Source organism: Lentzea sp. HUAS TT2 (genome assembly GCF_051853195.1).
Classification (GTDB): domain Bacteria; phylum Actinomycetota; class Actinomycetes; order Mycobacteriales; family Pseudonocardiaceae; genus Lentzea.
Genome location: NZ_CP196667.1, coordinates 8,988,343 through 9,002,462 on the forward strand (window position 1 = coordinate 8,988,343; position 14,120 = coordinate 9,002,462).

At 71.5% G+C, this 14,120-nt stretch carries 1 protein-coding gene (running past one end of the window); it reads left to right on the plus strand.

The genetic code is table 11. The features are described 5' to 3' along the window. On the plus strand, nt 1-14,120 hold the start of the coding sequence (locus tag ACSHWB_RS42665; RefSeq protein ID WP_439659017.1) for a hypothetical protein. It continues 17,302 nt past the right edge of the window; only the first 14,120 of its 31,422 coding nucleotides appear in the window; the start codon lies at nt 1-3; its stop codon lies off the right edge, out of view.

Consider the following 14,120-nt stretch of genomic DNA (forward strand, 5'->3'; position numbering starts at 1 on the left):
ATGAACGACTCCTCGATGCAGGGGTTGCAGGGCAAGGCGGGTGACCTGGGGTCCCGGCTGTCGAGCATCTCGTCCGGCCTGCGGGGCCTGAACTTCAGCGGCAACGCGCTCGGGCCTATCGGCCTGTTCGCGGTGCCGGCGCTCAACTCGTCCAACGAGAACGCCGTCTCCCAGGCCGACCGCGGCGCCAAGGCGTTCACGGACGTCCAGACGAACCTCAAGGCGACGCTCCAGACGTCGCAGCAGGTCGAGCAGACCAACCAGACCAACATCAAGTCGATCGACCCGACCACCAGCGCGAAGGACGTGCGCGGCGGCGGCAACGCCACCTCGGGCAACTTCACGCCGGGTGGCCCCACGGCCAACGGCGCCAACCCGCTCAAGGGCGGCGGCTCCAACGCCACGTCGGGCAACTTCACCCCTGGCGGCCCCACGGCCACCGGGCCCAACGCGCTCAAGGGCGGCGGCAGCAACGCCACGTCCGGCGTCAAGGGACCGGGCGGCGGCCCGTCCGCGGCCACGCCGAACATCAAGGGCGGCGGCTCCAACGCCACGTCCGGCGTCAACACCCCCGGCGGCTCCTCCGTCGGCGCTACGCCCAACATCAAGGGCGGCGGCAGCAACGCGACGTCCGGCGTCAACACCGCCGGTGGACCCGCTGTCGGGGCGACCCCGAACGTCAAGGGCGGTCCCGGCGCTCCGACCGGCGGCCCCAAGGCCCCCGCTGCGTTCACCCCTACGGCTCCCGGCTACACCGGTCCCGGCGGCACGGGCGGCAAGGGCGGCGCGACGTCCGGCGTGAAGACCCCCGGCGGGCCTTCCGTCGGCGCGACCCCGAACATCAAGGGCGGCCCCGGCGCTCCAACCGGCGGCCCCAAGGCCCCCGCTGCCTTCACCCCGACGGCCCCTGGTTACACCGGCCCCGGCGGCACCAACACCAGTGGCGGCAAGGGCGGCGCGACCGGCGGCGCCAAGAGCCCCGCGGCCTTCACGCCGACCGCACCCGGCTACACCGGCCCTGGCGGCACCAACGCCGGCGGTGGCAAGGGCGGCACGACCGGCGGCCCCAAGAGCCCGGCGGCCTTCACCCCGACCGCTCCCGGTTACAACGGCCCCGGTGGCAAGGGCGGTGCTACCCCGACCACGCCCGGTGGCGCGACGCCTCCCGGTGGCGGAGGCAAGGGCGGCGCCACGCCTGGCGGCGCGACTCCCGGCGGCGGTGGCAAGAGCCCCGCGGCCTTCACGCCGACGGCCCCCGGTTACAACGGCCCCGGCAACACCACCCCCGGCAACACGGCCGGCACCAAGCCCTCCACGACCGCTCCCGGCCCGCAGAACGCCGTGACGTCGCCTTCGCGCGGCGGTGCGACGCCTCCCGCGGCACCTCCCGGCATGGCCCCGCCGATGGGCGGCGCGAACCCCGGTGGCGCGGCCGGCGGCGAGCGCGGTGGCAGCAAGTTCAACCCTGCCGGCGGCGGCACGAAGGGCGTGTTCGACGCGCCCAAGCCCGGCGCACCGGACAGCACCATCTCCAAGGCCCCGCCGCAGTCGTCGCCCTCCACCCCGCCCCCGGCCCCGAAGCCGGGCATCGGCGGCACCCCGTCCCCCGCCAGCGGTCCCAAGGCCCCCGCACCCTTCACTCCGACCGCACCCGGCTACAACGGCCCCGGCAGCCCCGGCGGCACCCCCGGCGGCACTCCGCCGGCCGGTGGCGCGACCCCGCCCGCCGGTGGCGCGACCCCCGGTTCCTCGTCGCCCGGCGGCGGTGCCAAGGGCCCCGCGCCCTTCACCCCGACCGCGCCCGGCTACAACGGCCCCGGCAACCCCGGCAGCGCGACCCCCGGTTCGCAGAGCGCCGTCGCCACCCCGCCCCAGAGCGCAGGCCCGCGGGCAGGCGGGACGCCCGGCATGGCGCCTCCGTCCTCGGCCGCGGCCGGCATGGCCCCGCCCATGGCACCCGGCGGCGGCGCGAGCCCTGCCGCCGGCGGCACCGAGCGCGGCGGCAGCAAGTTCACCCCGGCCGGCGGCGGCGCGAAGGGCGTGTTCGACGCACCCAAGCCCCCGTCGCCCGACAGCACCATCACCAAGGCGCCGCCGCAGTCGTCGCCCTCCACGCCACCCCCGGCCCCGAAGCCGACGCCGCTGTCCCCGCCCGCGGCGACCGCACCCCCGGCGACCTCGCCGAACACCGCACCCCCGGCACAGAACCGCCCTGGCACGCCACCGGTCTCTTCGCCGGCACCCGCGCCGAACACGAACACCGCCCCGCCGCCCGCACAGGGCAGGCCGGCCACGCCACCGGTGTCGACGCCGCCTCCCGCGGCGAACGTGCCGCCGTCCCAGACCTCGCCCGCGCAGACCCCGCCGGCCCAGTCGCGGCCGGCTCCCGCCGCGCCGCCGGTGTCGTCGCCCGCGCCGAACACCCCGTCGCCCGCGCCGAACACGAACGTGCCGTCGCCGCGCCAGGACACGACGCCGTCGGCTCAGCCGCCGCGCGCCGACGCTCCGCCCGCCCAGACGCGTCCGGCACCGCCCGCGAACGTGCCGCCGGTCAACACCCCGGCGCCCGCGCCGAACGTCAACACGCCTTCGCCCAACCCGGCGACGAACACCCCGCCGGCCAACGCACCCTCGCCCAACCCGGCAACCAACACGCCGCCGGCCAACGCACCCACGCCCAACCCGGCAACCAACACGCCGCCGGCCAACGCACCCACGCCCAACCCGGCAACCAACACGCCGCCGGCCAACGCACCCACGCCCAACCCGGCAACCAACACGCCGCCGGCCAACGCACCCACGCCCAACCCGGCAACCAACACGCCGCCGGCCAACGCGCCTTCGCCGAACCCGGCAACCAACACGCCGCCGGCCAACGCGCCTTCGCCGAACCCGGCAACCAACACGCCGCCGGCCAACGCGCCTTCGCCGAACCCGGCGACGAACGCACCCTCGACCAACACGCCGCCGGCGAACACGCCGTCTCCCCGTCCGGAGACGACGCCGTCCGCGCAGCCGCCGCATGCCGACGCACCGCCCGCACAGACGCGCCCCGCGCCGCCTGCCAACGTGCCGCCGCCGGTCAACACTCCGGCGCCCGCACCGAACACCAACACGCCAAGCCCGAACGTCAACACGCCTCCGCCCAACCCGGCGACGAACACCCCGCCGGCCAACGCACCCACGCCCAACCCGGCAACCAACACGCCGCCGGCGAACACCCCGTCTCCCCGTCCGGAGACGACGCCGTCCGCGCAGCCGCCGCATGCCGACGCACCGCCCGCACAGACGCGCCCCGCGCCGCCTGCCAACGTGCCGCCGCCGGTCAACACTCCGGCGCCCGCACCGAACACCAACACGCCAAGCCCGAACGTCAACACGCCTCCGCCCAACCCGGCGACGAACACCCCGCCGGCCAACGCACCCACGCCCAACCCGGCAACCAACACGCCGCCGGCGAACACCCCGTCTCCCCGTCCGGAGACGACGCCGTCCGCGCAGCCGCCGCATGCCGACGCACCGCCCGCACAGACGCGCCCCGCGCCGCCTGCCAACGTGCCGCCGCCGGTCAACACTCCGGCGCCCGCACCGAACACCAACACGCCAAGCCCGAACGTCAACACGCCTCCGCCCAACCCGGCGACGAACACCCCGCCGGCCAACGCACCCACGCCCAACCCGGCAACCAACACGCCGCCGGCGAACACCCCGTCTCCCCGTCCGGAGACGACGCCGTCCGCGCAGCCGCCGCATGCCGACGCACCGCCCGCACAGACGCGCCCCGCGCCGCCTGCCAACGTGCCGCCGCCGGTCAACACTCCGGCGCCCGCACCGAACACCAACACGCCGAGCCCGAACGTCAACACGCCTCCGCCGAGTCCCGCGACGAACGCGCCTTCGACGAACGTCCCGCCGGCGAACACCCCGTCGCCGCGTCCGGACACCACGCCGTCCGCGCAGCCGCCGCGTGCCGACGCGCCGCCAGTGCAGACGCGTCCGGCGCCGCAGGTCGACGCGCCGGTCAACAGCCCCAACACCGACGCGCCCGCCGTCCAGACGCGGCCGTCGCCCCCGCCGCCCACCGGCGCGGCGCCGAACCCGAACACCACGGCGAACCCGAACACGACGGCCACCCCCACGCCCGACCTGGTCGTGCTGCCGCCCGCGACCGGATCGAATCCCAACCCCAACGCGGAGACGGGACGTGCGTCCGACTCCGACTCGTCCACCGATGCCCAGCAGGAGGCCAAGACCTCCGATGGCCCTCGGACGGTCAAGGACCTGCTGTCGGACGTCGACAATGTCGTCGTCGCGGTGGACAACGCGGCGGGGCTCGGCCACCAGGCCGCCGCGACGACTCTGGTGAAGGCGCTGCGCGACGGCGGCTACACGGACAAGATCACCTTCGTCACCGATCCGGAGTCCGTGGCGAAGATGAACCTCCTGATCACGCCGGACCTGCAGCCGGTCGAGGTCACCAGCACGCCGAACCATTCCGCCGACAGCAACACGTTGCTGATGTCGGCCGGCGACGACTCACTCAACGCGCACGACACGGAGACCGCCGCCAACTTCCTCGACAAGAACAAGGTCAACGAAGCTGTCGTCCTCAAGCCTTACGCCTGGGGCAGCAGCAAGCGGCTTCTCATCAAGCGCGACGGCCCCGGCAGCGACGTCAAGATCATCGATCTGGACCCGCACATCAGCCCGGACGCCAGGTACGTCTACGACGTACCGAAGATCACCGATCCGCAGGCACTGGCCAACCTCATCGACACGGAGATGGCCGCCAACCCCGCGAAGGCGGACGGCATCAAGAAGGTCGCCGACGCGGTGCTGGGCGACAAGGCCGACCTGATGCCGGTCTACGGCCTCGTGGCTGTCGACCCCGTCAGCCGTCCCGGCGTGTCCAACCACCTCGCGATGGCTCTGCACTCGCTGAACCAGAAGCCCGCGATCATGATGGAGATCACCCCCTCGCCGGTCTGGTTCGTGCCGCAGCTCGAGGTGGACGGGATCCAGCACGCGGACATCACCTCACCCGACCTGCAGCAGAAGATCGACAACCTGAAGCAGGGCGACGTCCTGGTGGTGAACACCGGGTCCATGCCCCAGGCGGTGTTCCAGCAGGTCTTCCAGCTCGGCACCCTGCCCGCGATCAACGAGGGCGCGAACTCCACGAACCTCGCGCACCTCGTCGAACGGCCGAACATCTCCGTTCTCACCAGCAAGACCCCTTATCCGAACGTCCCCGGTGCCGACGCCGCCACCACGAACCTGAACAACGCGAGCAACGGCTTGCGAGCGGACACCGCGTGGACCGCAGCCATCAACGCGGACCTGCAGGCGAGCACCGACCCCAAGAAGGGCCCGTCGGCTGCGAAGCAGGCGTTCAAGGTGACCACCGCCATCGAGACCTTCTCGGCGCTCGGTGACTACGTGGTGTCGCCGGACCGCACCCCCGGAGAGCCGGCCAGCTCTGTCTCCCAGATCTCCTCCATGCTCTCGCCCGCGCTCCACGGCAAGGGCGCGGAGGTCACGAGCATCCTTTCCGGAATCCCCGAGGCCTCGGCCAACGAGATCAGCAGCGTCATCAACGGCAACCAGCCGTCGCCGGCGTTCCTCGACGACTCCAAGTATCCGATCGACCTCACCAAGGATCAGGTCGACCAGATCATCGATCTGCTCGAGTCGCGGAAGCCGGAACTCCAGCAACAGCTGGCCGACAACTTCCCGAGCAACACCCCGGGCGCTCCGGTCGATCCCGCCGATCCGGATTCGGCTCGAAACGACGTTGCCCAGCTCGCTGACCTGATCAAGAACCTCTCGCAGAAGGACAGTCCCGAAAGCCAGTACTTCTCCCAGGTGTTCGACGACGCTCGCGCACCGCAGAACAACCAGGTTCTCCAGGCGCTGACCCTGCGGCTGGACCCGCCGTCCCCACCGCCGCCTGCCCCGGCAGTGCAGACGCCGGACGCCGAGGTGCCGAGTCCGCAGACGCCGGTGGAATCGGCGCCCCCGGCCCAGCAGACCCCGGCCCAGCAGGCCCCTGCTTCGGTGGCGCCTCCCGCCGTCACGACCCCCAGCACCAACGTCGAGACCAACACCGGCAGCGATGCCGAGAGCGATGCCGAGTCCGAGGGACCCGACATCAGCGGCGGCCTCTTCGGATTCGACAGCGACGTCGAGACCAACACCGGCGCCAACGCCGAGAGCGACGCCGAATCCGACGGACCCGACATCAGCGGCGGCCTCTTCGGATTCGACAGCGACGTCGAAACCAACACCGGCGCCAACGCCGAGAGCGACGCCGAATCCGACGGACCCGACATCAGCGGCGGCCTCTTCGGATTCGACAGCGACGTCGAAACCAACACCGGCGCCAACGCCGAGAGCGACGCCGAATCCGACGGACCCGACATCAGCGGCGGCCTCTTCGGATTCGACAGCGACGTCGAGACCAACACCGGCGCCAACGCCGAGTCCAACAGCGACAGCGAGTCCGACAACGACGTTTACCTGGATGCCGAGTCCAACCCCGGCGCCAGCAGCGACGTCGAATCCGACAACGACGCCTTCTTCGACGCCGAGTCCCACCCCGGCACCGACCTGGGGGACGGCACCCGTAGCGCGCCCCCGGCGCCCGGCACCGAGGTCAGGCCGAACACCGAGACGAACACGTCCGCGAACACCGACGCGCCGTCCAGGAACGCTCCCCAGACCACCCCGCAGAACAACGGCCCGGCGCCGACCAGGGACGCACCGGCCACCCCGCCGCCCGCGGCCCCGCCGGCACCTCCCGCTCCCCCGGCACCGCCCGCACCGCAGTCGAACCTGAACCCCGACGGCACCCGCAAGGACGTGCCGAAGGTCGGCGCGCCGCCGGCGATGACGCCGCCGACCCCGGAGTCGCACAAGGGCAAGGAGGTCCTGACCGACGGGTCGTGGCGCCACGACCCGGCCAAGACCGCGGAGTGGTCGAACCCGAGCAACCCGGCCGACCGCAGCACGTGGGCCGACCGCCGCAACGACACCGACGTGCGGACGGTCGACCAGGTCGTGCACGACGTCCGCACGGACAGCACGCCGTCGAACATCAAGTCCTACCAGGGACTCATCAACTACGACCTGCGCCGCATCGAGACGAGTCCCGGCAACTTCGTGCAGGAGTACACCGTCAAGGTGCACATCGACCCTGCCGCGAACCTGACGCCGGAGGCGATCGCGCAGGTCAAGGAGAACGCCACCAACGGCGTGAACTCCATGCTGAACCAGGGCCACCGGCTGCCCAGCGGTGACCAGTTCCACCTGAACCTCGAGTTCACCGACAACAAGGCCGACGCGCACACCAGCATCAAGGTCGACGACAAGACCACCAACCCGGACCAGACTCACTGGGGCACCGACACCAGCCCCGAGGTCCTGGCGCACGAAACGCTGCACTACCTGGGAATTCCGGACGAGTACAAGGACTCCACCCGCGTCTTCCAGCAGCACGACACCAACTCCGGCGTGCACCAGAACGACGGCGGCATGATGGGCGCCGACATCCACCTGGACGACCCCGGCATCCGGCCGCGGCACCTGTGGCTGATCGAGAACACCGCCAACAGCCAGGTCGCGGTGCCCGACACCACGATCAACCCGGCCGGTCCCGCGACCGTGCCGCCGCCCGCGGACTGGACTCCCAAGCCCTCCGCGGACACCGCGCCCGCACCGTCCACACCGGACACCGACAGCACTCCCGGCCCGGACGTGCAGACGCGGCCGATGCCCGCGGACACGCCCGGCCTGCCCGGCAGCTGGGACGCCGACTCCGACGTGGACGCCGACGTCCGGCCCAACAACCAGAACCACCTGCCGAACCTCGACAAGGTCGGTCTGGTCGAGTCGGTGCTGCGCAGCGCCGCGTTCCAGAACGCGCCGGTCCCGAACGCGTCACCGATGGTCGGCACCACCGACGTCAAGTCCACTGTGGACGCCGTCCTGAACGACGTCGCGCAGAACCCGCAGAACCACAACCACCCCGGCCTGACGCCCAACGGCCTGTCCAGCTGGGTCGCGAACCAGGTCGCCCCCGACGCGCTGGCGAAGTTCCACCCCGACCTCGAGCCGAACGTGCCCGGTCCCAACACCGGCGCCAAGCTCGACCAGTGGCGGGCGAACCTCGCGAACGACCTCGCGAACGGCTCGTCGAAGCGCTGGGACGTCGTCAGCACCGACGGCATGAAGCCGGGCGACGCCGACGTGGTCAACCACGTGACGCAGCAGGTGAAGACGACCGGCGCGATGCCGACGCCCGCCGACCTCGTCACCACGGGCCTGCAGACGCCGTCCTGGGCCGACTCCCAGGTCGGTGCGCACCTGCCGGACACGATCGCGCAGTCGCTGGGCGTGCAGCTCGTCGTCGACAACAACGGCGTGCAGACCACCCACGGCCCCGCGGGCGCGCCGCAGGTGCAGATCTCCTCGCAGAACGGCACGTTCGGCGCTCTCGGCGCTCCGACGCCGCAGGAGGTCCGCGCCGGCATGGAGGCCTGGCTCGGCGGCAAGTCGTCCGCCGAGGTCAACCAGACCATCGGCGACCTGTACAAGGGGCGCCAGGACAAGGGCCTCTACGACGCGGCGCAGAAGACCCAGCTGATCAAGCGCGCGGCGGCGCACCCCGGCGGTCCGCAGGTCTTCGTGAACGACCTGATGCAACGGTCGGCGGACCTGCAGAGCCGGATCGACGACGTGAAGTCCCAGGGCTCGCTGAAGCCCGAGATCCTGCAGTCGCCGAAGGAGCTCGCGCAGACGGCCGCGATCAAGGAGCAGGTCGCGACCCTCACCGACCTGCGGGACAACACCAACAGCCAGATCAACACCCTGAACGCCGAGGGCCCGAGGCTGGGCGTCACCCACGTCCTCGACACCCAGGTCGCCGGCCCGAACGCGGACGGTCTCGCGAGCATCAAGCCGGCCATGCTCACCCAGCTCGACGCCCACCTGACCCAGCAGATCGCGGCGGCGGAGAACGCCGGGTTCGACGCCCAGAACCTCAGGGACCTGCAGACGCGGGTGCAGAACGAGGCGGACGTGCGCAAGGTCCTGGCCCACGCCTCGACGCGTGGCCTGGACGGCTTGTCGACCCAGCTGGAAGACGCCAAGGTGGCGTTGGAGAACTACCGCAACGGCAAGTCGGCGAACACCGGCATCACCGGCTTCCTCAAGGGCATGTTCGGCGCCGAGGTCGACACCTCCGTCGACTTCGACCAGAAGATCGCCGAGGCCGAGAACCTGGTGCAGCAGACGGAGCGCAACCTGTCGTTCGTCGGCAACCCCGACTACGACAACCGCTTCGCCAAGGCCGCGGACACGTACGCGAACATCCAGGCGACGCAGGCCAAGATCGCGCAGATGAACGCGGACATCGAGGCGCGCGCGGAACGCCTGCGCGACCTCGATGCCAGGACCAGGGAGTTCAACAACCGCCAGTTCGAGCTGGAGCTGGAGCAGCGCCGCCAGGAGCTGGCGAACGAGGCCGCCCTCAACGGTCCCGACTCCGACACGCGGTCGGACGTGCAGTCCGATCTCGATGCCCAGTCGGACGTGGAGTCGGACCTCGACGCGCAGTCGGACGTGGAGTCCGATGTGGACACGCGGGCGGGCAACAGCGGGCTCGACCCGCGGCAGGAGTTCGCGGGCTTCAGGGCCTCGCTCTTCGGCAAGACCCCCGCCGAGCTCGCCGACCTCGCCGTGCAGCACCGCAACGACCCGTTCCACGTGCAAGAGATCAACCAGATGTCCCGCAACCTGGAGATCGCGCAGAAGCCCGGTGGCATCCAGCAGCACCTGAGCGACCTCCGGACCGAGATCAACGAGAACCACCGCAAGGCGAACGACCTGAAGCACGTCACCGACGCGCTTCCGGACATGTTCAAGTCCGAGCTGATGCGCACGGACCAGGCCGAGCGCCAGGCCCAGCAGCAGACGCTCAAGCAGCAGCAGTCGCAGCTCTCCAACGAGCTGATGACGCTGCAGTACGACCACAAGGACGCGCTCACGACGTACGCGCTGAGCCTGCCCCCGAACGACCTGAACGCCCCCGGCTGGCAGTCGGTGTCGCCGCAGGACGTCGAGGTCCTCCAGGACCACGTCACGGACCTGATCCGCGACGCGCGCGTGGCCGGTCAGCCGACGCCGGAGCTGGACCGGCTCTACGGCCAGCTCCAGGACCTCCAGCTCCTCGACTCGGCGGTGCCCTACCGGCCGGAGACGCCGCCGGTCGAGGTGGACGACGCCTCGTCCGTCCACTCGGACAACGACGCGCCGCCCCCACCGGCAGGCGACGTCCGCGACCGCGGTGCCGACGCGAACCAGCAGGCCCAGCCCGCACCGGCCCCTGAGCCCGCGCCCCGTGCCGAACCGGGCCCGTTCATGCAGGACCCGGCAGCGCGCCCGGCGAACCCGGACGTGGACCTCGTCGTGCCCGGCGGCTTCGGCCCCGTCCAGGAGGGCACGTCGCCGCGCGCGTTCGCGGCGTCGCTGTACGGCCTGGACTCCGCGGCGCTGCGCGACATGCAGCAGAACCCGGCGTACAGCAACAACCCCGACCGCGCGGCCGCGATCCAGAACGCGCTCGACATCTCCCGTCACGCTGGTCCCCCGCACCTCTACGACCAGCGGACGCAGATCGCCGAGCAGGGCCTCGCCAAGGCCAAGGCCGACAGCACCCGGTGGAACGCCGCCGACATGGTGCCCGACGCCCTCAAGACCCAGTCGATGCTCGACGACCAGGCGGCCCGCCGTGAGCGGGCAGGCCGCGACGTCCAGTGGCAGCAGAACCGCGTCGACCAGTTCACGAACAACCGCGACGCGGCGCTCACCACCTACGCGCTGCAGCAGCCCGCCGACCCGAACTCCTACGGCTGGCGCCAGTTCAGCGACGCCGACATCGCGTCCGTGCAGACCCACCTCGACCAGCAGATCCAGGACGCGCGGTCGGGCGGGCACAACACCAGCCACCTCGAGGCGCTGAGGACCTTCACCGACGAGGTCCAGGCAGCGCGCGAGAACGCGGACGCCGACACGCGTCCCGCGCCTGCGGCTCCCGCCCCCGCCGACGTGCAGACCCAGGCCGAGACCGACGTCCAGACGCGGTCCGAGCCCGAGGTCGAGACCCGTCCCGCGCCGCCGAGGCCGACGCCGAACCCGGTCATCCCGATGACCACGGTGGCGCCGCAGCCGGTCGGCCAGGTCCCCGGCACGAACCTGCCGAGCTTCTTCCAGGACAACAAGGCGCTGGGCTCGATCCTCCCGACCGAGGTCAAGGGTGCCGACGCCGTCGTCGCCGAGATCCCCGGCCTGAAGCCGAACGACCAGGCCCGCATCAAGGACGCCCTCGAGAACGACTTCGAGACGTTCCTCGACGGTGGCCGCAACTTCCAGGTGAAGATCGGCAACGCCTGGTTCGAGGCGAACGTCCGTGCCGAGATGCACGCGGACGCCACCACGAACGTCCAGACCGACGCCGACACCAAGGTCGACAAGAGCTACCAGGCGGCCGCGGCCACCGGCACCTCGAACTCGATCTCCACGTCCAACGACGTCGGTGGCTCTGCCACGGCCGGTGTCCCGATGGGCCCGTACGGCTCGCTGGGCGGCAAGGCGGCCCTCGCGACGCCGGCGGTCTCCCAGTCGACCAGCAACTCCACCACCGAGGCGCGGGCGATCAAGGGATCGGACGACGGCTCGAAGAAGGCGACAGTCCCTGTCTCGTACGAGGTCACGCTGACCGACGCGAGCGGCGAGGTGAAGCAGTTCTCGACGCTGAGCACCGGCACGGACGTCACGCTGCAGATCCCCGCGGACCTCAGCACGATCGTCGACTCCGGCAAGACCTCCGACGTGAAGACGCCGGCCGACGCCGCATGGGGCGCCAAGGTCGAGAACGCGGTACCGGAAGCCGTGGTGGTCAAGGACTCCGGCAAGGCGTTCACCGACGTCGCGGCCGGCCTGCACCCGTCGATCACGAAGGTCGGCTCACCCGGCCGCGAGGTGCTGCAGAACTTCCTCAGCCCCACCTCGATCCGCAACAACCTGCCCGCGATGCTCGGCGGCTTCGTCACGTCGCCCGACCTGATGAGCCCGCACGCCAGCAAGGGCGGCGCGGTGCAGATGAAGGCCACGCTCAAGGACGCGAAGCTGGTCGGCACGCACGACACGGCGGCGCTGGACCTCAAGGACACCTCGTCCTGGGGCAGCAGTGTGTCCGCGTCCACCAAGACCGGGTTCGACGTCACCGCCGGGTTCGGCGGCAACATCGGCGTGCCCGGCCAGGTCGGCGGCACGGTCGGTGCCACCGCGACCTACTCCTCGCGCACCGCCGAGGGCGTGAACGCGGGGTCGAGCAGCAGCCACAAGACCGGTGTCGGCGTGAAGAACGAGACCGGCCTGTACGAGGTCACCGCCGAGGTCGAGGTGCGCACCCCGTCCGGCGAGAGCGTGAAGATGGAAGTCACCACGCACATGCGCATGGGCCTCAACGAGGCCGGTGCGGTGGGACTTCCCACTCCGGACGGCACCAGGAACACGACGACCGACCCGGCCACGGCGAACACGAAGTACCTGCCGCCGTTCGTCGCCGACACGCTCGCCGCCGGCAACGCGAAGGTCGGTGAGTTCACGCCGGCCGCCAAGGTGCAGCCCCAGGTCGAGGCCGCGCTGAAGGACATCCCCGGCATGGCCAAGTTCCTGCCGAAGTGGAACAACCCGGACGCGAACCCGCGCAGCAGCAAGGGTCAGGGCTTCGCGGACGTCGCGGAGCAGCTCGCGAACCAGCGCAAGATCGCGGCGACGCTCTCCCCCGCCGCGCTCAAGGCCAACATGGACAGCCTGCTCGGTCCCGGCGTCTCGGTGCAGCTGAAGAACTCCGGCACGACGACGAACACCTACGTCAACGTCACGGTCAAGGCGAAGGTCAGCAACCCCAAGCACCTCGGCCAGGCCGACGCGCGCCCGGTCAGCGACTCGACCACGACCGGCCCGAAGCTCGACGCGAACACCAGCACCACCAAGGGCTGGACCGGTGGCCTGCAGGGCCGCGTCAACATCCCGGTCAAGACCGGCGTCGCCTCGCTCACCCCGACGCCGCAGGCGGGTGTGTCCTACAGCCACTCGTGGACGGACAAGACCTCGGCGGGACCGGCCGTCTCCGGCACGTCGACGAACCCCGGCAGCCCGGACGCGCAGGTGTTCCAGCAGGACGTGGAGTTCGAGGTCGAGATCACCACGTTCACCCGGCCGCGGACGTGGGTGCGCAGCGTCGTGCCCGGCGCGCCCGGTGTCCAGGCACCGCAGGTGAAGACGGTCGCCAAGACCGGCGACGGCCTCGACAAGATCGACGGCAAGGTCAACCTGTGGGTGTCGGACGGCTCGACGCTCAAGAACAACCCTGGCGACGGCTTCAAGCCCGGTGACCCCAAGCCCACGCAGCTCGAGAACTCCCCGACCGTCAAGGAGCTGCTCGCCCCGAAGGAGGCACGGCCGAAGTCGCCGGAGTTCCTCAACGTCGAGGCGGTCGCGAACACCGCGGCGTTGCGGGAGCAGGCGATCGACGCGCTCAACCGCGCGGCCAACGGCGACTCGGCGCTCACCACGCCGGGCACCGCCTCGCGCGCCCAGATCGACAAGATGTTCTCCCCGGAGAACATCAAGGCGAACCTGCAGCGGCTCATCGAGACCGGCGTGCAGGAGCAGGGCCTCAAGTACGACCGGCGCGTCACCGACCGTTCCGGCGCCATCGGCATGTCCGTGAAGCTGGGCGACGCGAAGCTCGTGGCCATTTCGGACAACACCGGCTCCGACAACTCGGTCAGCGGCGGTTACAAGGCCGGTGAGTCGTCCACGACCAGCCGGTCCGTCGACGTCACCGCGGGCATCAACGTCCCGGTGCGCCCGAACGTCACCCCGCCGCCCGCCGGCACGCCCACGAACCCGAGCGGGTCCGGCGGCGCCGCGGTGACCGGCAAGTTCACGCCGTGGTCCGACTCGAAGACCACGTCCACCGAGGTCGGCGGCAACGTCGACCGCGGCAGGACCACGCCGGGCGAGGCGCGGACCGTGCTGGTCCAGATCGA